Source organism: Bradyrhizobium erythrophlei (assembly GCF_042430365.1).
Lineage (GTDB): Bacteria > Pseudomonadota > Alphaproteobacteria > Rhizobiales > Xanthobacteraceae > Bradyrhizobium > Bradyrhizobium erythrophlei.
Map to the genome: position 1 here is coordinate 44,876 of NZ_JBHMET010000126.1, position 18,757 is coordinate 63,632.

Consider the following 18,757-nt stretch of genomic DNA (forward strand, 5'->3'; position numbering starts at 1 on the left):
GCGCTTGACCCGGCGCGCTCGACCGCAACCAGATTCGACCTAAGCTATTGTTAGGAAATAACTTTCCTGAGAAGAATCGGGCCGGAGCGGCCCGATCGACACCATCTATAAAGGCTCGCCGGGGGCCGTAGGGCCGGCTGCACCGGAAATGCCACCAAATCACCTTGCCGCAATCTGAATCTGCCGCTTGCGGCTCAGCGCCCTCTCGGGCATATCGGCGCCATTGGAGACGTGGCCGAGTGGCTGAAGGCGGCGGTTTGCTAAACCGTTATAGGCTTGTAAAGGCCTATCGAGGGTTCGAATCCCTCCGTCTCCGCCAGCCCCCCAAAACCCTGATCGACCGCCGCGCCCCGAGCGCATTGCCGCGTGACCTTGAGCGCCAGGTTGCGGGCACCGCTTTGCGATTGTCGTCAAACCTCGCCGCGCCGGAGCCGGTTGCAAGTCAACCGCTGCCGCGATTCGACGGGTCGAGGTTTCTGTTCTCCTCGGGCGGAATGGGCCTCCAGCCAGGAAACTTGTACCAGCCAGGGGGCACCACCTCCTGGCTCGGACGAACAATGACCGGCCGACGCACGCGCGGGTGACCCACCGTCGCGGCGTCGGCAACCGCCCCCCACACCAGCAGGCCCAAGGGCAACGTCAAGAAAGCAGCACGCATCGCAATTGCTCCGTTTCACCGAACAATTGATCGCCGACCGCCACGCCGTATTCTGCTTAGGCCTCTCACATGCGATCAAAACGGCGAGATCACCAATCTGCAACTTGCGAGTTGTCACGCATGGCGCGCGGCCTTCGGCGGCTGCTGGAAGGCTTGGGCGCATGCGACGCCGAGCAACGCCAGTCCGCCGCCGACGATGTGAAACGGCTTCACCGGCTCGCCCAACATCACGATCGCGGCGGCCGCGGTCAGCACCGGCAGCAGATTCATGAAGATCGCGCAGCGGTTCGGACCGAGCTGCTGCACGCCGCGAATCCACAGGAACGGAAGCACCACCGATGCAAGCCCGCCGGCATAGAAGATCAACGGCAGCGTTTCGGCGTTGAGCACGCGCAGCGGCGCCGGCGTTGCGAGGAACGCGGGAAACATGACCGCGAGAGCGCAGAGCGCCTGCATGTAGGTGGATTGCCAACCGGTGATCGGCAGGCTCCATCGCTTCAGCAGCACGCCGTAGAGCGCATAGACGATGGCCGCGAGCAACATCAGCGCGTCACCCGCATGCACACCATTCCGCAGCAGCGACGACAGGTCGCCGCCGCTGACGAGATAGACGAGGCCGGCGAAGGCCAGCGGCGCACCGCAGATCATGCCGAGCGTCGGCGCTTCGCCGAGCAGCGCCGCGCTGAGGCCGACCGTCAGCAGCGGCGTGAGCGCAGTGAACACCGCCATGTTGGTCGCCGTCGTAGTTTCGGCCACGAGATACGACAAGCTCTGGAACAGGCACATCGCAAGAAAGCCGAGGATCGCGAGTTGACCGACATGCGGCCAGATCGCGTGCCGATTGCGCCAGGTGGCGCACGCGATGAAGGGCGTCATCAGGAGCACCGCGACCAGAAGCCGGTAGAACGTGATCGCTTGCGGGCCGATCGTGTGCGCTGAGAGGCGCGACACGATGACGTTGCCGGCCCATAGAACGATGGCGACGAACGGATAGAGAGCTGCTGTCTTTCTGAACATGATCCGGCTTTGCGTTGAACGAGATGAACCGCAGCAGCTAGCCGGTCGCGCAGACGTCCGTCTCACGCTAGAATGACCACCCCTAGCGAGATTGGGACATGCTCGACGAATTGATCATTCGGCATCTCGACTACCACGCCACCGCACGGCCGATGGCGGCGATGGAGATCGACTATCCGAGCGGCGCCTCGACCGGCCCGCATGCGCATCCGCGCGGCCAGCTGCTCTACGCGATCGAGGGCGTCATGATCGTGCGCTCCGCGGAGGGAACGTGGGTGGTGCCGCCCAATCGCGCGGTGTAGCTTGTCGCCGGGCTCGAGCACAACGTGCGCATGTGCGGCGCGGTGAATATCCGCACCGTTTTCGTCGATCCGCGCGCCGCGCCCAACCTGCCACCCTCGAGCTGCGTCTTTGCGGTGTCGCCGCTGCTGCGCGAGCTGTTCGTCGCCGCGATGGGCGTCCCGCTCGACTATGCGCCCGGCACGCGCGATGAACGGCTAATGCATCTGTTGCTCGACGAGCTGCGCGAAATCGACGTGCTGCCGCTGCATCTGCCGATGCCGCGCGACGTCAGGCTACGCCGGATTTGCCAGGCGCTGGCCACTCATCCGGACGACACCTCGACCGCCGATCAATGGGCAAGCAAGCTGAACGTGACGTCGAAGACCATCCATCGCCTGTTCGCGAAAGAGACCGGCATGACGTTCGGCGAATGGCGCCAGCAGGCGCGCCTTCTGTTCGCCCTCGAACGTCTTGCGCGCGGCGAGCGGATCGTCGACGTCGCACTCGACAGCGGCTATGCCAGCCAGAGCGCGTTCACCGCGATGTTCCGCAAGCATTTTGGCGTGCCGCCGAACGCGTTCTATCGATAGGCCACCGTCGGCGATCTCTCGGCGTGAGCCGTTTGGGCTTGCCCCAGGATCCACTCCCGGAACGCCGCGATCTTCGGCTGATCCTGCTTGTGCGCCGGACAGACGAGATAATAGGCGAAGTCTTCCATCTGCGCGGTATCCAGCAGCTGGATCAGCTCGCCGCTCTCGATTTCGTTGGCGACCATCGCCGCCGGCAGCAGGCCGGCGCCCTGCCCTGACATCACCGCCTTGAGCAGCAGACTGGTGTCGTCGAACGACGGACCACGCGGTGCGCGCACCTCGTCGACGCCGTTGGTCTGAAACCAAAGGCTCCATCCCTTGCGCTCGGCGTCATGCACCTGGGGCCAGTGCGCGAGATCGGCAGGACGTTTCGGCCGGCCAAGCCGGGCGACGAGCGACGGCGCCGCGACCACCACCATCTCCACCGTCACGACGCGATCGCTGCGCAGGCCGGAATAGCGGCCAAGCCCGTGCCTGATAGCGACGTCGACGCCGCTGCGCGAAAAGTCCACCAGCGCACTGCTGGTGACGATCTGCAGATCGATTTCGGGATGGGCGTCCTGAAACGAGGCCATGCGCGGCACGAGCCAGGCGGAAGCAAAGAACGGCGTGACGCTCACCGTGAGAACGCCGGCGTCGGTCGACGCGGCGACACGGCGCGACGCTTCCGCGATCTGGCGAAACGCATTGCGGATCGAGGGCAGATAATCGCGCCCGGCGTCGGTGAGATAGATGCCGCGCGGCACGCGCTCGAACAGCCGCACACCGAGATGGGTCTCGAGCGTCTTGAGCATCTGGCTGACTGCGCCAGGCGTCACGCACAGCTCCTCGGCCGCGAGCTTCACCGAGAGATGGCGGGCAGCGGCCTCGAAGGCCTTCAACGCGTTCAAAGGCGGGATCTTAGGGTCCATTTCGATTTAGATTTTCTAATCAATATCGCGCAGGAATTCTGGTTTGCGAAGCGGCGCTTTCGTGTGCTTTGTCAGAGTATCCGAGCATCATTGGCCGCGTCAACGCGGAGAACCTGCGTACCATAGATTAGATTTTCTACCGAAAACGTAATCGCGAACCGCCCTCGCAGCCGATCGCCCTTGCGTCACCAATGGAGCGACAGAATGACGACATCTCCTTGTGCGCGGCACGTTTCCGTCGCGGAAGCCGCGGCATGACCTCGCGCGTCGATCGGATCAATGCGTCGCAAGCCGGCAGCCTGCCCGGCGTGCTCGAGTTCGAATGGATCGAGGCCGACAAGGGCTATGTCCGCGGCCGCTTTCAGATCGCGGCCAAGCACTTTTCGCCGCACGGACTTCTGCACGGCGCGGCGATCGTGGCGCTGGCCGACACGGCGTGCGGCTTCGGATGCCTCGCGTCCTTGCCCGATGGTGCCCACGGCTTCGCGACCGGCGAGCTGAAGACCAACTTCATCGGCGCCATCAGCGAGGGAATTGTGAGCTGCGAGGCGCGGCTCGTTCATGCCGGGCGCACGACCCAGGTCTGGGACGCAGAGCTCCGGAGTGAGACGACGGGAAAGACGATCGCGCTGTTTCGCTGCACCCAGATGCTGCTCTATCCGCCGCCGGGCAAGCCTCCTCGGCCCGCAATGCCATCCGAACAATCATGAGGACCACTGCTGTGACCGACCACCCCAAAACAAAGCTGTTCTACGGCTGGTTCGTCGTGGCAGCAGCCTTTGTCGTGACGTTCATCGGCTTTGGCAGCGCCTATACGTTCAGCTCCTTCGTGGACTCCCTGCAACGCGATTTCGGCGCCTCCCGCGGCTCCGTATCGCTGGTGTTTTCCTTCGCCGGCTTCCTATATTTCGGTCTCGGCATGATCTCGGGCCCGCTTGCCGACCGCTGGGGCGCGAAACGACTTGCGGCTATCGGCATGGCGCTGGTCGGCCTCGGCCTCATGCTGGCCGGCCGCGCGCAGACCATCGTTCAGGTCTATGCCGCCTACAGCATCGGCATTGGCGCGGGCGTCGGCTGCGCCTACGTGCCGACGCTCGGCGCAGTGCAACGCTGGTTCGTCAAACGGCGCGGCTTCGCGTCGGGTCTGGCGGTCAGCGGGATCGGCGTCGGCACGCTCGTCATGCCGCCGCTCGCGACCTGGCTGATCGCAAGCCTGGGCTGGCGCGACGCCTACCTCGTCCTCGGCTTCTTCGCCGCGATCGTCGGCGTCGGGTCATCGTTCCTGATCGCGGATGATCCGCGCCGGCACGGCGTCGGACCCGATGGTGCTCCGCTCGACCCGCTCGCGAGTTCGCCGGTCCGGCACGGCGTGTCGGTGCGCGAAGCGGTCCGCACCGCGCGCTTCGCCGGGCTCTATGCGACATGCCTGATCAGCGCATTCGGCGTGTTTGTGCCCTTCGTGCATCTCGTCCCCTATGCCGTCGACCACCAGGTGGCGCCCGCGGCCGCGGTGCTGCTGCTCGGGACGATCGGCGTCGGCAGCACCGCCGGCCGCTTCTTCCTCGGCGGTATTGCCGATCGGGTCGGACGGGATGCCTTCCTGATCGCGATGTATGTCGGAATGGCCGCGTCGCTCGCGATCTGGGCGGTTGCCGGCGGGTTCTGGCCGCTGGTGGGCTTCGCGCTGCTGTTCGGCGTATTCTATGGCGGCTGGGTCGCGATCCTGCCCGCTGTCGTTACCGACCATTTCGGCGGCCGCAATGTCGGCGGTATCATCGGAATCCTCTACACCAGCGTCGCGATCGGGACGCTGTTAGGCCCGAGCGCCGCCGGCTTTGCGTTCGACATCAGCCACAGCTACGTCTTCCCGGTTGCGATCAGCGCGGCCGCCAACGTCGTCGCAGCCCTCATCGCGGTGGCCACGATGAAGACCGGCTCGCCGATTGCAGCGGTCGTACGGTCATGACGCATCGCGCTTCGGTGGCCGGTCGTGGTACACTCCGCCACTGACTGGTGATGATCCCTGGTTCCTTAGCTTGCGATGACCCGTTCTGCCCCGAGGGCGCCGTGCGATGGCCGGAAACGATGGCGATGCTGCTCGGGGCATTGATCGGCGGATATGCCGGCGGTCGCCTGATCCGGGTTCTTCCCGGCCACATCGTCAGGCAATTCGTGATCGTGGCAGGCGCCGCAATGAGCGTGATCTACGCGGTGCGGTATTGGCTCTAGGGTGTCGGACCGGCGCCGCTTCGGCGCGAGCCGATGATATGTCGCTCACGGCGCGGGATGGGCGCCAGGCCGACCTGCCCGTCAATGCCGGACGCGTCGTCGAGCCTTTAGTGAGTGGTCATCCAGGCGCGCGCTTCGCGCTGGGCCGTGGCGATCTCGACGTCGGACATCTGCTCGGCGACCTCGCGACGCATCGTGATCGCGTCAGCGCGGCCCTTCAGGGCGGCGAGGTTGAACCATTTGTGCGCCGCGACGAGATTAACCACGCCGGAGCGGCCGCTTGCCCAGTAGAGACCACGTTCGAACAGCACGTCCTGGATCGCGGTGGCCGCAACCGGGATGGCGGTGTCCTGATCGATGAAGCCCTGAAACATTGTCGCAACTCCCCATTTTGTTATTGGCCGCCCTCCCCCGAGCGCGGCCCCCGTCCACTGTCAAAACGCCTCTTCGTCCCCTGCGCTGATCGTGCGGATCATGCGCTTGCCGTTCGCCGGCTTGTTGGGGTGATCATGGCCCAGCAAATTTGAAGAGCGGTTTAAGTATCGCGATGAACGGGGTGTAAATTCGCGGCCGGCGCGCGACTTTCAGGAATCGCAGAAGTGCCTGTGCCACAGGCACTTCCCGGCATTCGTGAACGCCGGTTTACCCTGGCATTTCGGACAACGATAACCATTGCGGACAAACGCCGGATGCCGGCATTGCCGATACGGACGCAAGTGGTCGCCGCTGGCAACGGCCGCGTGGCTGTCCACGGGCGCGACAAGACGGAGACCGCACCTCGCTCGGGCGGTTCGAACAGTTTGTTGTCGGAAATATCTGGAAACTGGCGCCGGGCGCGGAGTGCGCGGGCCGCCGGAACGAGGGCGTCGGCGATCACGTCAGGGCCAGATTTCACTTGGGCATTGGCGCCGGTGAAATTGCGGAACCAGGAGGGATCCGCACCGAACGAAGAAATCTCTCGTTTCTTCTGCCGGACCGGTTTTGGAAGAGCAGGCTCCCGTTGGGGAGCGAAGTCTTGCCGAAATACGATCCAGCCGTTTGACCTGATGTCTCGCCGACACCCTCTTTCGTCAACCAGAGCCTTGGGGGAGTTTGCCTCTCAGCAGGAGCTTTGAAAACAAACTTGCCGCTGGCTCTCGTGACGTGCCGGCTTCAAGCCGCCGGCAATCCTCTCAAAGGCGAGAGGCTTACTTCTTCTTCTTGGCGACCTTGCGGGTCTTCTTCGCAGTCTTCTTCACTGCGCTCTTCGCCTTCTTCGCCTTCTTTGCCTTCTTAGCCATGTTGCCCTCCAGTATGTGAGATGGCTTGGTTCGCTGCGTGCACTCGGGAATCGAAATGCACGACATCCCGAATACACCAACAGAGCGAAAAAAACAGCGTCCAGCTTAAGGAAGTGTTGACGCAGAGATGCGCCATCGTGCAGCGCGCTGCGTCGGACAAATCGTCGATGCGTTCGCGCAACGATGCAAGAAGTGCAGCAGCCGCTCGACATCGGCATTTGTCGATATCGCAGGAAAGGCTTGTTCTGCAGGCCTTTCGTGAATTCGCATTTCGTCGCTCGATGCACGATCGTCATCGTCATGCGTCGATGCCGCCGACGAAAAACATCTCGGCGCGGTCCCCGAGTCACAGATTCTGGCGCTGAAAAAAATTTCGTGGGTAAGCCCGTTTTGCCCCATCAGCGGTCGCCAAAACCGGATTTCCGGACGAATCGCGGTTCCGGCGATTCGGTGGCGACGGGCGTCATCGCGACGATGAACGGCAGGTGTGAGGCGAGATCACGTCGCGCTCACGGGTGCGCGACGATGCCGAAAGAGACGACGCAGGAGCATTATCCGGAAAAGTGGGCACCGGTTTTCCGGGAGGATCATGGGCCAAGGATAGCGTCGTCGCTTTCGTTTGGTTCAGATACCGAGCTTGGACTTGAGCAGATCGTTGACGGCTTGCGGGTTCGCCTTGCCGCCGGACGACTTCATCACCTGACCGACGAACCAGCCGACCAGTTGCGGCTTCGCCTTGGCTTGCGCGACCTTGTCCGGGTTGGCCGCGATGATGTCGTCGACGACCTTTTCGATCGCGCCGAGATCGGTGACCTGCTTCATTCCGCGCGCTTCGACGAGCGCGCGCGGGTCGCCGCCTTCCTGCCAGACAATCTCGAACAAGTCCTTGGCGATCTTGCCGGAAATCGTCCCCTCGCCGATCAGATCGACGATCGCAGCAAGCTGCTCGGCCGACACCGGCGAGGCCGCGATGTCGCGGCTCTCCTTGTTCAGCCGCCCGAACAGTTCGTTGATCACCCAGTTCGCGGCGAGCTTGCCGTCGCGCGCCTTGTCGGCGAGACCTGACAGCACCGTCTCGTAGAAGTCGGCACTCTCGCGCTCGGCCACCAGCACGCTCGCATCATACGGCGACAGGCCAAAGCCCGTAATAAAACGGGTCTTCTTCTGATCCGGCAGCTCTGGCAGCTCCGCCTTGAGATCGTCGACGAAGGCCTGGCTGAACTCGAGCGGCAACAGGTCGGGATCGGGGAAGTAACGGTAGTCGTGCGCCTCTTCCTTGGAGCGCATCGAGCGCGTCTCGCCCTTGTTCGGGTCGAACAGCCGGGTTTCCTGGTCGATAGTGCCGCCGTCCTCGATGATCTCGATCTGGCGCCGCGCCTCGTACTCGATCGCCTGGCCGATGAAGTTGACCGAGTTCATGTTCTTGATTTCGCAGCGGGTGCCGAATGCGGTCTCGCCAAAGCGGCGCACCGAGACGTTGACGTCGGCGCGCAGATTGCCCTTCTCCATGTCGCCGTCGCAGGTGCCGAGGTAGCGCAGGATCGAGCGCAGCTTGGTGACATAGGCCTTGGCCTGCTCGGCGTCGCGGATGTCGGGCTTGGAGACGATCTCCATCAGCGCGACGCCGGAGCGGTTGAGGTCGACATAGGACATCGTCGGCGACTGATCGTGCAGCAACTTGGCGGCGTCCTGCTCCAGATGCAGCCGCTCGATCCCGATCGTGACGCTGCGGCCGCCGTCGAGCTCGAGCAACACCTCGCCCTCGCCGACGATCGGCGACTTGTACTGGCTGATCTGGTAGCCCTGCGGCGAGTCCGGATAGAAATAGTTCTTGCGGTCGAACACCGAGCGCAGGTTGATCTTCGCATTCAGCCCGAGACCGGTACGCACCGCCTGACGGACGCACTCCTCGTTGATGACGGGCAGCATGCCCGGCATCGCGGCATCGACCAGTGAGACGTGGCTGTTCGGCTCGCCGCCGAACGCGGTCGACGCGCCCGAGAACAGTTTTGAATTCGAGGTGACCTGGGCATGGATCTCCATGCCGATCACGACCTCCCAGTCGCCGGTCGCGCCTTTGATCAGCTTGTGGGGTGCGGCAGGTGCATTCATGGGTCTTGGTTTCCGGACAAAGTCATATCTGGGATATCTGGGCCGGATTGGGCTTCGCGCAACCGCTCCCGGCAGTCAAGCCGCCTCAGCGCATGATCCGGGCCCGGATCGCGCTTTAAAGCCCGTGCCGGAACGACTGGTAGGCCTTGCTCGCGCGCAGCGCATCCGCCCCGCCGGCAATCAATTGATCGACCTGCTCCGCCGGCAGCGAGAACCGCGTCGGGATGGCGTTCAGGAGACCTGCGCGCTCCGGCCCCAGCCGGTCGAAGCCGACGCGCTCGATATAGATGCCGACATCGCCGCATTTCCAGTTCGCGCCGACACCCAGGCGGCTGCGCTCCGCGGCCGACAGGCCGCAGCGCCAGCGCTTCAGCTTGCCCGACCAATCGTTGGCGAGCGCCGTGAACGCGGCATAGCTCGACCGCACGCTGGCGTCGATCGCGGTATCGGCGGCAGCGGCGACGAGCTCGACGCCGTTCGGCCCTTCGACCGTCTGCACGAAGTCGCCGGACACGCCGCGCCCGGCATCGACGACCAGAAACAGGATGCGCCTGAGTTTCGCCGCCTGCCGTTCGGTGAGCGGCTCATACGGCCGCTGGGCCGCCAATAGCCCGATGCTGAGGCCGGACAGGCCGAAATTGTCGACGAGGCCGCCGTCGAGCAGCTTGACGTAACGCATCGAGCCGTCGTGGTAGCGCGTCTGGGCTTCGGCATAGGCACGCAACAACGGCTGCGCGTTCGGGTCGTGCCTGACGCCCTCGAGCCATGACGGCAACGTCGCCGCGCAGCCGCCGGGATAGGTTTCCAGCACGATCGGCGCGAATGCGAGCGGCACCGCGGCCGACGCCGCCACCGCTTCCGCCACGCGGTAGGAGCGGATGTCGCTGCACAGCGCGTCGAAGGCGGTCTTGCCGAACACGAACGGCGTGCGGTTGTAGATGTCGGAGGCGTTGATCCAGACCCGCGGGCGCCGCTCGTCGGGCAATGCCTCGAAGCGCGCGCCGTCGAACAGGTTGCGATCCAGCCAATCGGTGAATTGGCTGTCGTTGACGCCGCCGCCAAGCGCGCGACCGATATTGCCGAGCGAGATCTGGGTCTTCAGTCCTTCCTCCGCATTGCGCAGCAGGAAGCGTTCGCGGAAATCGTCGAGCGCGGCGCGCCGCTTGAGACCGAAATAGGCAGCCGTCACCGATCCACCCGAGACGCCGGAGACGAAGTCGACGCGATCGAGCAACGACTTTGCTTCGGCCGAGCCGGAACGGGAACGGTCAAGCTCCTGCAGCACGCCGAAGGAGAACGCCGCAGCGCGCGTGCCGCCGCCGGAAAACGACAGCGCGAGCAGCAGGTCATCCTGGTAGGTCGGAAGGTCGCGGGCGATATTGTTGTCGGCGAGCGCGGTGCCAAGCGGCGCATTGCCGGGCAGATTGTAGACGGTCGCACACCCCGCAAGGCCTGCCGCCACAACGGCCACCAGCATTGCCGACAGCCAGCCCCCTATGTCAGACGCGCGCACGCAAATTCTCTTCGCAGGCCCCACCCCGCATCCGCCAAGCCTATCACGGTCAATCAGGGCGCCGGCATGGCAGGCGCAGACAGGGTTAATATTCGAGGTGCTCCGACACCAACCTGGTCAGGCGCGCTACGTCAGCAGCGCGGTGACGATCCGCTCCCACTCCGCCTCGAGCGCGTCCTTCGCAACAGGCTGGCCGGCCTGGCGATACCAATAACCGGCGTTGCCAAGGTCGCCTTCGACGCGATGCAGGTAGGCGTGCACCCAGGCCGCGTTGGCGTCGCTCTCGTCCTGCACGATCCGGTGCGCTTGGTCCCAGTCACCCTTGGCGGCCCACCACAACGCCCGAAGCGGCGGCGATAGCGTCTTGTCCGGCGCGGCCTCAACGAGACTGGCGCGGAACTCGGCCATCGCTCACCACCATTTCGCCGGCGTGAAGCGGCCGGCGGCCTGCTCCATCACCTCGCCGAGCGAGAACAGCGTCTCCTCGTCGAACGGCCGGCCGATCAGCTGCAGGCCGAGCGGCAGCCCTTGCGCGTCCTTGCCGGCGGGAACGGCGATGCCTGGCAGGCCCGCCATGTTCACGGTCACCGTGAAGATGTCGTTGAGATACATCTCGACCGGATCGGCACCGCCCTTCTCGCCGATGCCGAACGCCGCCGACGGCGTCGCCGGTGTCAGGATCGCGTTGACGCCCTTGGCGAAGCAGTCCTCGAAATCCTTCTTGATCAGCGTGCGCACCTTCTGCGCGCGCAGATAATAGGCGTCGTAGTAGCCGGCCGAGAGCACATAGGTGCCGATCATCACGCGCCGTCGCACCTCGGCCCCAAAGCCTTCGGCGCGGGTGCCCTCATACATCTCGGTGACGCCGCGGCCCGGCACGCGCAGGCCGTAGCGCACGCCGTCATAGCGCGCGAGGTTGGAGGAAGCTTCCGCCGGCGCCACGATGTAATAGGCCGGCAGCGCGTATTTGGTGTGCGGCAGCGACACCTCGACGAGCTCGGCGCCGGCCGCCTTCAGCCATGCGGCGCCTTCACTCCAGAGCTTTTCGATCTCGGCCGGCATGCCGTCGAGACGATATTCCTTCGGGATGCCGATCCTCATGCCCTTCACGGACTTTCCGATCGCGGCCTCGTAATCAGGCACGGCAACGTCGACCGACGTCGTGTCCTTGGGATCGTGCCCTGCCATCGAGCGCATCAGGATCGCGGAGTCGCGCACGCTGCGCGCGATCGGACCGGCCTGGTCGAGCGAGGACGCGAACGCGACGATGCCCCAGCGCGAGCAGCGGCCATAGGTTGGCTTGATGCCGACGGTCGCGGTGAACGCTGCCGGCTGGCGGATCGAACCGCCGGTGTCGGTCGCGGTCGCGCCCATGCAGAGAGCTGCCGCCACCGCCGAGGCCGAACCGCCGGACGAGCCGCCCGGCACCAGCGTGGTGTTACTGCCCTCGCGCCGCCACGGATTGGTGACCGGGCCGAAGCACGAGGTCTCGTTCGACGAGCCCATCGCGAACTCGTCATTGTTGAGCTTGCCGAGCAGCACGGCGCCGTCGCGCCAGAGCTGCGAGGTCACGGTCGACTCGTAGGGCGGGATGAAATTGCCGAGGATTTTTGAACACGCCGTGGTGCGGATGTCGCGAGTGGCGAACAGGTCCTTGATGCCAAGCGGGATGCCGGCGAGCGGACCGCCCTCACCCTTCGCAATCTTCGCATCGGCTTCTTTCGCCATCTCGCGTGCGCGGTCCGGCGTTTCCAGCACATAGGCGTTGAGCACGCGTGCGGCTTCGATCGCCGCAAGATGCGCGTCAGTCAGTTCGAGCGCGGTGAAAGACTTGCTCGCGAGGCCAGCCTTGGCCTCGGCGATCGTCATCGATGTCAAATCAGTCATTTATTGATCGGGCTGCAGAAGAACGGAGACAGGGTCTTGTCGTTGGCGGGATCGTCTTGCCAGGGATTGGCATTTCTGTTGGCATTTTCCTTGGCGCGCGCCGCGTCGAGCGCTTCGAGTTGGTCGAGCACGGCGTCGATCGCCTGGTTCGGATCGGCGGTCTTGCCCTGCTTCTCCATGAGGTCGAGGAAGTCCATGTAGGCCTTGTAGGCCTTCTCGTCGTCGCAGAGCAGACACATCGGACCGTCGTCCTTGAGAGGGTTACTCGATCACCTTCGGCACCAGGAAGAAATGGTCGACCGTGTCGGGCGCGTTCTTGACGATGACGTCGGGAATCTCGCCGTCATTGACCACGTCGGCGCGCTTCTTCATCTCCATCGGCGTTACCGAGGTCATCGGCTCGACGCCGTCGATGTTCACCTCCGACAGCTGCTCGACAAAGGCCAGCATCGCGTTCAGCTCGCCCTGGAGATGGGGAACTTCGGCGTCGCTGACCGCAATCCGCGCCAGATGCGCGATGCGGCGGACGGTCGTGGCATCAACGGACATTATATAGGGCCTCGGGTCTGAAAGGTCAGCCAGCCGTATAGCAGAGGCCCCTTTTGCGCTGCAACCGCGGCTGAAACCTAGCCCGCGATCTGGCCCATCCGGGCCAATGCGGCGCCCGCCAGCGCCCGGGTCAGCTCGGCCGCCGGCATTTCGCGGCCCATCCTGACCGCCTGGCCGGCCCAGACATTGGTGAAATCGACCTTGCCGAGCTTTTCGGCAGCCACCTTGAGCGGTCCGAGGGCGGTCGCGGCATGCGGGAAAGCCGGCGCGTCGGGCGAGATCGGCCCGACCTCGCGCATCAGGCGGTTGGCGACGCCGCGCGCCGGGCGGCCGGTCATCACATTGGTGATGACGGTCGAATCGTCCCTCGCCTGCGCCAGCACCGCCCGCGCCGCCGGAATGACCTTGGACTCGGGGCAGCGCAGATAGGCGGTGCCGATCTGCACGCCGGAGGCGCCGAGCACGAATGCCGCCGCGATCCCGCGTCCATCGGCGATGCCGCCCGCCGCGATCACAGGCACCTTCACCGCATCGACCACCTGCGGCACCAGCGCGAAGGTGCCCGGCTGCTCGGCGATATTCTCGCTCAGGAACATGCCGCGATGGCCGCCGGCCTCCGCGCCTTGCGCGATGATAACGTCGGCGCCGTTCTCCTCGAGCCAGACCGCCTCCTTCACCGTCGTCGCCGACGACAGGATGACGGCGCCGATCGCCTTCACCCGTTCAAGCAGCTTCGGCTCCGGCAGGCCGAAATGGAAACTGACGATCTCGGGCTTCAGCTCCTCGACGACAGCGCAGAAGGCGGCATCGAACGGTGCACGGTTCGCGGCATTGATTTGCGCGTTCGGGTCGAGCCCATGCTCGCGATAGTAGGGCGCGAGCCGCTGCCGCCAGATCGCCTCGCGCGCAGGATCGGCGTCGACCGCCTTGTGGCAGAAGAAGTTCAGATTGATCGGTGCCGAGACGCGCTGACGGAAGATGTGGACCTGCTCGCGCGCCTTCTCCGGCGTGATCATCGCGCACGGCAGCGAGGCCACGCCACCGCCTTGCGCGACCGCAATCGCCAGCTCCGCATCCATCACGCCCGCCATCGGCCCGAGCACGATCGGGAATTCAGTCTTGAACAGGTCGATAATCCGGCGGTCGGGCCACATGGTATGTCTCTTGGGTTTCAGGCGACGGAAGCGATGGAGTTGCGCCGGCCCTGCAACGACTGCTCGGCCTCGGCGACGATGCGGCCGACGATCTCAGCCGCCGGTGGAATGTCGTGGATCAGGCCGGCGGACTCACCGGCAAAGACCGCGGCGACGTCGAAATTACCCGCGGCTCTCGCCGCCGCATAATCCACCGCGATCTCATCCGCACGCTGCATCAGTTCGATTTCGCGGCCGCTCCAGCGCCGCAGGTGGTCGTTGGGGAGCGAGCGCGCGGTGAACGGCGACGGCCAGATCAGCTTGCGCGACCAGTCGAACACGACGCCGCGCACGGTCTCGCCGCTCCTGGCATCGCGTATCCGCCGCTTCGCCTCGTCGAGAGCGTCGGCCTCGACACTGGCATAGAAGCGCGTGCCCATCAGCACGCCGGATGCGCCGAGCATCATCATCGCCGCCAAGCCACGTCCGTCGGCGATGCCCCCCGCGGCGACGACGGGCACACGCCCAGCCACGAAGTCGATGATCGCGGGCACAATGTCGATCGTGGTGCGCGCGGCGCCGTGACCGCCCGCCTCGGTGCCCTGCGCGATCAGGATGTCGGCGCCGCAGTCCAGCGCCTGCTGCGCCATCTCCTCGCTTTGCACCTGGCAGATCAGGAGCGCGCCACGCGCCTTGATCTTCGGTGCAAACGGCGCGGGATCGCCGAACGACAGCATCACCGCGCGTGGATTGGCAGCGAGCGCAATGTCGAGCAGCTCGGGCTGCTTGGCGAGGCTCCAGGTGATGAAGCCGATGCCGAACGGATTTGCAAAACCCTTCAGCTTCGTGGTCTCAGTCTCAAGCCGCGCCCTGTCGCCATAGCCACCGCCCAGAATGCCGAAGCCGCCGGCGTCGCTGACGGCCCGCACCAGCCGACTGCCGGAGATCGTGTCCATCGGCGCCAGCAGGATCGGATGCCGGATGCCGAGAAGTGCCGTCAATTCGGTGCGGATCGACATGGGTTGCTCCCGGCTTGCTCCCTGTTCTGGACAGCAAGCCTAGGCCGGCCTAACATTCTCGGAAAATGAATACTAGAGAACGTTGATATCTCTAAAAGGAAACGGTTTCCGCGATGGAACTGACCGATCTCCTTACCTTCTCCACCGTCGCCCGGCTCGGCGGCATTACGCGCGCCGCCGACGAACTCAATACCGTGCAGTCCAACGTCACCCAGCGGATCAAGGCGCTGGAGGCCGAGATCGGGACTGCGCTGTTCGAGCGGCACAGCCGCGGCATGACCCTGACCGGCGCCGGCCGCAGGCTATTGCCCTACGCGCAACGCATGGCGGCACTGTCGCGCGAGGCCGTGCTTGCCGCGCGTGACGACGGCGAGCCGAAGGGCCCGCTCTCGATCGGCTCGATGGAGACGACGGCCGCGGTGCGCCTGCCCACGCTGCTGGCCGAATTCCATCGCCGCTTCCCCGCGGTGCGCCTGACGCTGCGCACGTCACCAACCGCCGATCTCGTTGCGGCCGTGCTCGACGGTTCGCTCGACGGCGCCTTTGTCGCCGGGCCGATCGAGCACGCCGAGCTGATCTCGGCGGTGGCCTTCCGCGAAGAGTTGGTGCTCGTCACCGCGCGGCGTTGGAAGAGCCTTGCCGAACTGCGCGCCGGGACACCGGAGTCGGGGCCGACTGCGCTTGTGTTCCGCACCGGCTGCACCTACCGGCAGCGGCTCGAACAGGTCTTCGCCGAATTCGGCTGGCCATCGGCCGCGCGCTTCGAGCTCGGCACGCTCGACGGTATGATCGGCTGTGTTGCCGCCGACATGGGCGTGACCATGCTCCCCCGCGCCGTCGTCGAGCGCGATCACGTGAGCCGCGACATCAACGTCCACAAGCTCAGCCCGCAGCATGCGCATGTCGAGACGCTGTTCATCCAGCGCCGCACCGCGCACCAGTACAGCGCGCTGCAGGGCTTTGCGGCCTGCCTCTCCGGCGACGAACGCGTCATCGCGGCTTGAGCGACGGCCTGCGAAACGCGGCATGACCGGCTCTGGCGTGGCGTTTTCGCATGGACGCCACGCCTTGATCGGGCTTTGCCTCACCGCGCGGGCGCATGGTATGCGCTGGCCATGCCCGCTCCCATCCTTCCCCTGGTCGACGCTGCAGCGCACTGGCCCGAACGCGGCGCGTTGATCGGGCTTGATCTCGGCACCAAGACCATCGGCGTCGCCGTCTCCGATCCGGATCGGCGGCTCGCGACCGGCGTGGAGACGATCCAGCGCAAGGCGTTCAAGGCGGACGCGGCGCGGCTGCTCGCTATCTCGGGCGAGCGCAGCGTCGTCGGCTTCGTGCTCGGCCTGCCCATCAACATGGACGGCAGCGAAGGCCCGCGCGCGCAATCGACCCGGGCGTTCGCGCGCAACCTCGCGAACCTCACCCCGCTTGCGATCGCGCTGTGGGACGAGCGGCTCTCGACCGCGGCGGTCGAACGTGAGCTGATCGGGATGGACGTCAGCCGCGCGCGGCGCGCCGAGGTGATCGACGAGCACGCCGCGATCTTCATTCTTCAAGGCGCGCTCGACCGGCTCGCGAAGCTGCGCGGGGACCGCTGACCATGGCGGTGGTGATTGCGGCGCTGTTGCCGGTTTTCCTGCTGATCGTGCTGGGCTTTGTCCTGAAGCGCACGCTAATGCCACTGGACACGCAATGGCACGGGTTAGAACGGCTGACCTATTACGTGCTGTTCCCGGTGCTGCTGGTGCAGACCCTGGTGAAGGCCGATCTCACCAAGGTGCCGGTCGCGGGCGTCGGTGGTGCGCTGCTGCTATCGGCGCTCGTGATGTCGCTGCTCTGTCTCGCGCTGCGGGGGCTGCTCGCCCGCGCCGGGGTCGACGGCCCGGCCTTTACCTCGATCTTCCAGGGCGCCACACGCTGGCAGACCTATGTCGCGCTGTCGGTATCCCGCAATCTCTATGGCAGCGTCGGCCTTGCGCTCGCGTCGGTCGCGATGGTCGCGATCATCCCGCTGGTCAATGTGTTCAGCGTCGCCGTGCTCGCACGCTACGCCTCACCGAAGAAGAAATCGGCCAGCGCGGTCGTCATAACAGTCGTACAGAACCCGCTGATCTGGGCCTGCGTGATCGGGCTCGCCATCAACGTGGCGCACATCCCCCTGCCCCAGATCTGGCATGATGTCGCCGATGCCTTGGGTGGCTCGTCGCTGGCGATCGGCCTGCTGGTCACCAGTGCCGGATTGCATCTGGAAGGTATCTTCCGCCCCAGCCTCGCCGCTAGCGTCGCATTGGTCCTGAAACTCGTCCTGATGCCCGTGCTTACGGTCGCGCTCGCGGTGTGGTTCGGCGTCGCCGGCTCCAATCTCGCCATCGTCGCGGCCTGCGCCGCGGTGCCGACCTCCCCCTCCGCCTATGTGATGGCCCGCCAAATGGGCGGCGACGCGCCGCTGCTCGCCCAGATCATCACGCTGCAGACGATCCTGGCGGCGATCACGATGCCGATCGCGATTGCTGCGGTTCGGCTTTAGAGCGTACTCATAAAATCAGCTCGTCGACTTTGCCCTTGAAGGGCGACGTTGAAGCCGACATGGATGCATGTCGGCTTTGGGCCAGAAGCGGTCATTTCACTCCACCGGGTATGTTGTAGTGAGGGCGCCGCCTCTACTGAGCCCTCACTCATCTGCGCCACTTATGACTTTGAACCGCGCTTAGTTATGGCGGCAAATTCCGCAACACGTCTACCCAGAGCACGCGCAGCCTCTAATTCCTTTTCATCGATGCCGGGGGAATCAGGCCCGGTTGTCGCGCTCGCACCAAATGCTCCTCCTCCGCTCACCACGCTCATCTGATTGATCAGCATCGCGGCATGGATAGATTGCATTGTTGTTTCCTTGCCGTTTGAAATCGCACCTCCTGTTACGAAAGCCCCGCCAATCTTGTTACGCATCTTGAAGTCGGTAAATGCGAAGCGGAACTTGAGTAACCAGTTATCAAAGAAGGTCTTTATCTCGCCGGCCATGTTTGCATAGTAGACTGGCGATCCAACGATGAGCGCGTCACAGGCCAACAGCTCGTCGCCTGTCACCTCGCCCACTTTTTTCAGAACGACGCTTGTGCCAGAGACACCGTTGGCACCCTCGGCAACTCCTTGAGCCATCTTTTCGGTATTTCCGGTGACTGAGTGGTACACGATCAAAACCTTCACATCTCCGGCTGGTGCTTGTGCCTCACTCGACCTGCTGGCGAGGATCAGGCCTGCTGCCACAGAAGCGGCTCCTACTTGCTTTAGAAACTTTCGCTTATTCATAACAGTCCCTCCTTGTTGGTCATGACACCTGCCGTCGGCATGTTGGCCGCCGGCTTATTCGCAAAGAGTTCAGTACGCTTCGCTGAACTATGCGCGGAGTTGGTGACGGTATGAAAGTCGTCGCGCTGCAGGATAATCAGTTCGCGAGAATCAGTCAGGAGGGTAGGCCAGCTATTTCACACCCCTCACCAGCTACCAGCCAACGGCGTCCGAGTCTGCTAGACTGTATGTCCCCTCCACAAAATGAGGCGACTCACCCTCGATGTTGCAA

19 protein-coding genes, 1 tRNA gene and 1 pseudogene are annotated in these 18,757 nt (G+C 64.7%); 9 read left to right on the forward strand and 12 right to left on the reverse strand.

Features of this window, described 5'->3' with window-relative positions:
- Positions 1–225: 225 nt before the first annotated feature.
- Positions 226–319 (forward strand) — tRNA-Ser (locus ACFFWD_RS19380).
- 453 nt (positions 320–772) lie between these two features.
- On the opposite strand, the gene ACFFWD_RS19385 is transcribed toward ACFFWD_RS19380, so the two are convergent.
- Complete coding sequence (locus tag ACFFWD_RS19385; RefSeq protein ID WP_376968020.1) at positions 773–1,675, reverse strand: DMT family transporter; 903 nt, start codon at positions 1,673–1,675, stop codon at positions 773–775.
- A 98-nt stretch (positions 1,676–1,773) separates the two neighbouring features.
- On the opposite strand from ACFFWD_RS19385, the gene ACFFWD_RS19390 reads away from it, so the two are divergent.
- Both ACFFWD_RS19390 and ACFFWD_RS19395 read left to right on the forward strand, forming a co-directional pair.
- Positions 1,774–1,977, forward strand: a complete 204-nt coding sequence (locus ACFFWD_RS19390) for an AraC family ligand binding domain-containing protein (RefSeq protein WP_376968023.1) — start codon at positions 1,774–1,776, stop codon at positions 1,975–1,977.
- A 30-nt stretch (positions 1,978–2,007) separates the two neighbouring features.
- Positions 2,008–2,547, forward strand: coding sequence for an AraC family transcriptional regulator (locus tag ACFFWD_RS19395; RefSeq protein ID WP_376968067.1), 540 nt, complete (start codon positions 2,008–2,010; stop codon positions 2,545–2,547).
- On the opposite strand, the gene gcvA is transcribed toward ACFFWD_RS19395, so the two are convergent.
- Positions 2,538–3,458 (reverse strand): transcriptional regulator GcvA, encoded by a 921-nt coding sequence (gcvA, locus tag ACFFWD_RS19400; RefSeq protein WP_376968026.1) that lies wholly within the window; start codon positions 3,456–3,458, stop codon positions 2,538–2,540. The genes ACFFWD_RS19395 and gcvA overlap by 10 nt on opposite strands.
- Before the next feature lie 254 nt (positions 3,459–3,712).
- Here gcvA and ACFFWD_RS19405 point away from each other — a divergent pair, with 254 nt between their 5' ends.
- From ACFFWD_RS19405 to ACFFWD_RS19415, 3 genes are all read left to right on the forward strand, one after another.
- The gene (locus ACFFWD_RS19405; RefSeq protein ID WP_376968029.1) at positions 3,713–4,168 is read left to right on the forward strand and encodes a PaaI family thioesterase; all 456 of its coding nucleotides are present in this window, start codon (positions 3,713–3,715) and stop codon (positions 4,166–4,168) included.
- On the forward strand, positions 4,165–5,424 hold the full coding sequence (locus tag ACFFWD_RS19410) for an MFS transporter (RefSeq protein WP_376968031.1): 1,260 nt from the start codon (positions 4,165–4,167) through the stop codon (positions 5,422–5,424). The genes ACFFWD_RS19405 and ACFFWD_RS19410 overlap by 4 nt, the downstream gene beginning before the upstream one ends.
- 101 nt (positions 5,425–5,525) lie before the next feature.
- Complete coding sequence (locus ACFFWD_RS19415) at positions 5,526–5,687, forward strand: hypothetical protein (protein ID WP_376968034.1); 162 nt, start codon at positions 5,526–5,528, stop codon at positions 5,685–5,687.
- Positions 5,688–5,794: 107 nt separating this feature from the next.
- Here the strand turns inward: ACFFWD_RS19415 and ACFFWD_RS19420 are convergent, their stop codons facing one another.
- The 9 genes and pseudogenes from ACFFWD_RS19420 to ACFFWD_RS19460 form a co-directional block, all read right to left on the reverse strand.
- Entirely contained in the window at positions 5,795–6,061 is a 267-nt protein-coding gene (locus ACFFWD_RS19420; RefSeq protein WP_376968036.1) for a hypothetical protein, read from the reverse strand.
- Positions 6,062–7,591: 1,530 nt separating this feature from the next.
- Positions 7,592–9,079, reverse strand: coding sequence for an Asp-tRNA(Asn)/Glu-tRNA(Gln) amidotransferase subunit GatB (gene gatB, locus ACFFWD_RS19425; protein WP_376968039.1), 1,488 nt, complete (start codon positions 9,077–9,079; stop codon positions 7,592–7,594).
- Between the two features lie 115 nt (positions 9,080–9,194).
- Positions 9,195–10,556 carry a patatin-like phospholipase family protein gene (locus ACFFWD_RS19430; protein ID WP_376968069.1) on the reverse strand — a complete coding sequence of 454 codons (1,362 nt, stop codon included), beginning with the start codon at positions 10,554–10,556 and terminating at the stop codon, positions 9,195–9,197.
- 162 nt (positions 10,557–10,718) lie between these two features.
- A complete protein-coding gene (locus tag ACFFWD_RS19435; protein ID WP_376968041.1) occupies positions 10,719–11,000 on the reverse strand; it encodes a hypothetical protein in 282 nt (93 codons plus the stop codon).
- Positions 11,001–11,003: 3 nt separating this feature from the next.
- Positions 11,004–12,479, reverse strand: coding sequence for an Asp-tRNA(Asn)/Glu-tRNA(Gln) amidotransferase subunit GatA (gene gatA, locus ACFFWD_RS19440; protein WP_376968044.1), 1,476 nt, complete (start codon positions 12,477–12,479; stop codon positions 11,004–11,006).
- Positions 12,476–12,718, reverse strand: a complete 243-nt coding sequence (locus ACFFWD_RS19445; protein WP_376968047.1) for a hypothetical protein — start codon at positions 12,716–12,718, stop codon at positions 12,476–12,478. Before ACFFWD_RS19445 ends, gatA begins: the two co-directional genes overlap by 4 nt.
- A gap of 22 nt (positions 12,719–12,740) precedes the next feature.
- Positions 12,741–13,028, reverse strand: a complete 288-nt coding sequence (gene gatC / locus ACFFWD_RS19450) for an Asp-tRNA(Asn)/Glu-tRNA(Gln) amidotransferase subunit GatC (protein WP_376968050.1) — start codon at positions 13,026–13,028, stop codon at positions 12,741–12,743.
- Positions 13,029–13,105: 77 nt separating this feature from the next.
- Entirely contained in the window at positions 13,106–14,182 is a 1,077-nt protein-coding gene (locus ACFFWD_RS19455) for an NAD(P)H-dependent flavin oxidoreductase (RefSeq protein ID WP_376968053.1), read from the reverse strand.
- A 17-nt stretch (positions 14,183–14,199) separates the two neighbouring features.
- Positions 14,200–15,192 (reverse strand): annotated as a pseudogene (locus ACFFWD_RS19460) (NAD(P)H-dependent flavin oxidoreductase); the annotation flags it as partial.
- 101 nt (positions 15,193–15,293) lie between these two features.
- Here ACFFWD_RS19460 and ACFFWD_RS19465 point away from each other — a divergent pair.
- From ACFFWD_RS19465 to ACFFWD_RS19475, 3 genes are all read left to right on the forward strand, one after another.
- Complete coding sequence (locus ACFFWD_RS19465) at positions 15,294–16,184, forward strand: LysR family transcriptional regulator (RefSeq protein ID WP_376968056.1); 891 nt, start codon at positions 15,294–15,296, stop codon at positions 16,182–16,184.
- 111 nt (positions 16,185–16,295) lie between these two features.
- Positions 16,296–16,778, forward strand: a complete 483-nt coding sequence (gene ruvX, locus ACFFWD_RS19470; protein ID WP_376968059.1) for a Holliday junction resolvase RuvX — start codon at positions 16,296–16,298, stop codon at positions 16,776–16,778.
- 2 nt (positions 16,779–16,780) lie between these two features.
- Positions 16,781–17,707, forward strand: coding sequence for an AEC family transporter (locus tag ACFFWD_RS19475; protein WP_376968061.1), 927 nt, complete (start codon positions 16,781–16,783; stop codon positions 17,705–17,707).
- Between the two features lie 161 nt (positions 17,708–17,868).
- Here ACFFWD_RS19475 and ACFFWD_RS19480 read toward each other — a convergent pair whose 3' ends face one another.
- Entirely contained in the window at positions 17,869–18,486 is a 618-nt protein-coding gene (locus ACFFWD_RS19480) for a flavodoxin family protein (protein ID WP_376968064.1), read from the reverse strand.
- Positions 18,487–18,757 lie beyond the last annotated feature (271 nt).

What these genes read in the sequence shown, in the direction of transcription:
- ACFFWD_RS19385 (WP_376968020.1), bottom strand. Translation starts at nt 1,675, where the DNA reads ATGTTCAGAAAGACAGCAGCTCTCTATCCGTTCGTCGCCATCGTTCTA.
- ACFFWD_RS19390 (WP_376968023.1), top strand. Translation starts at nt 1,774, where the DNA reads ATGCTCGACGAATTGATCATTCGGCATCTCGACTACCACGCCACCGCA.
- ACFFWD_RS19395 (WP_376968067.1), top strand. Translation starts at nt 2,008, where the DNA reads ATGTGCGGCGCGGTGAATATCCGCACCGTTTTCGTCGATCCGCGCGCC.
- gcvA (WP_376968026.1), bottom strand. Translation starts at nt 3,458, where the DNA reads ATGGACCCTAAGATCCCGCCTTTGAACGCGTTGAAGGCCTTCGAGGCC.
- ACFFWD_RS19405 (WP_376968029.1), top strand. Translation starts at nt 3,713, where the DNA reads ATGACCTCGCGCGTCGATCGGATCAATGCGTCGCAAGCCGGCAGCCTG.
- ACFFWD_RS19410 (WP_376968031.1), top strand. Translation starts at nt 4,165, where the DNA reads ATGAGGACCACTGCTGTGACCGACCACCCCAAAACAAAGCTGTTCTAC.
- ACFFWD_RS19420 (WP_376968036.1), bottom strand. Translation starts at nt 6,061, where the DNA reads ATGTTTCAGGGCTTCATCGATCAGGACACCGCCATCCCGGTTGCGGCC.
- gatB (WP_376968039.1), bottom strand. Translation starts at nt 9,079, where the DNA reads ATGAATGCACCTGCCGCACCCCACAAGCTGATCAAAGGCGCGACCGGC.
- ACFFWD_RS19430 (WP_376968069.1), bottom strand. Translation starts at nt 10,556, where the DNA reads ATGCTGGTGGCCGTTGTGGCGGCAGGCCTTGCGGGGTGTGCGACCGTC.
- ACFFWD_RS19435 (WP_376968041.1), bottom strand. Translation starts at nt 11,000, where the DNA reads ATGGCCGAGTTCCGCGCCAGTCTCGTTGAGGCCGCGCCGGACAAGACG.
- gatA (WP_376968044.1), bottom strand. Translation starts at nt 12,479, where the DNA reads ATGACTGATTTGACATCGATGACGATCGCCGAGGCCAAGGCTGGCCTC.
- ACFFWD_RS19445 (WP_376968047.1), bottom strand. Translation starts at nt 12,718, where the DNA reads ATGTGTCTGCTCTGCGACGACGAGAAGGCCTACAAGGCCTACATGGAC.
- gatC (WP_376968050.1), bottom strand. Translation starts at nt 13,028, where the DNA reads ATGTCCGTTGATGCCACGACCGTCCGCCGCATCGCGCATCTGGCGCGG.
- ACFFWD_RS19455 (WP_376968053.1), bottom strand. Translation starts at nt 14,182, where the DNA reads ATGTGGCCCGACCGCCGGATTATCGACCTGTTCAAGACTGAATTCCCG.
- ACFFWD_RS19465 (WP_376968056.1), top strand. Translation starts at nt 15,294, where the DNA reads ATGGAACTGACCGATCTCCTTACCTTCTCCACCGTCGCCCGGCTCGGC.
- ruvX (WP_376968059.1), top strand. Translation starts at nt 16,296, where the DNA reads ATGCCCGCTCCCATCCTTCCCCTGGTCGACGCTGCAGCGCACTGGCCC.
- ACFFWD_RS19475 (WP_376968061.1), top strand. Translation starts at nt 16,781, where the DNA reads ATGGCGGTGGTGATTGCGGCGCTGTTGCCGGTTTTCCTGCTGATCGTG.
- ACFFWD_RS19480 (WP_376968064.1), bottom strand. Translation starts at nt 18,486, where the DNA reads ATGAATAAGCGAAAGTTTCTAAAGCAAGTAGGAGCCGCTTCTGTGGCA.